Annotated in this window: 1 protein-coding gene; it reads left to right on the plus strand. The window is 68.1% G+C overall.

Features of this window, described 5'->3' with window-relative positions:
- Positions 1 to 15: 15 nt before the first annotated feature.
- Positions 16 to 401, plus strand: a 386-nt coding sequence (locus GPA27_RS28625) for a radical SAM protein (RefSeq protein ID WP_256223149.1), incomplete at its 3' end; no start/stop codon positions are given.

Here is a 401-nt window from a genome sequence, read left to right on the forward strand (position 1 = left end):
GTCTGGGGTCGGTCCGTGCACAGCATCTTCATCGGTGGCGGCACGCCCAGCCTGTTCTCGCCTGCCGCCATCGACCGGCTGATCGGCGACATCCGCGCCCGCCTGCGGCTGGAGCCCGATTGCGAGATCACGATGGAGGCCAACCCCGGCACGTTCGAGAAAGACCGTTTTCGCGCCTTCCGTGCGGCGGGCGTCACACGCCTGTCGGTGGGGGTGCAGAGCTTCAACGACCAGCACCTCAAGGCTCTGGGCCGCGTGCATGACCGCGCCCAGGCGATGGCGGCGGTGGAAGAGGCCGCCGCGTCCTTCGACACCTTCAACCTCGACATCATGTACGCGCTGCCGGGCCAGACGCTGCCAGAGCTGGAGCAGGACCTGCAAACGGCGCTGGCCTTCAAGCC

The organism is Aromatoleum toluolicum (assembly GCF_012911005.2).
In the GTDB taxonomy this organism is placed as follows: Bacteria; Pseudomonadota; Gammaproteobacteria; order Burkholderiales; family Rhodocyclaceae; genus Aromatoleum; species Aromatoleum toluolicum.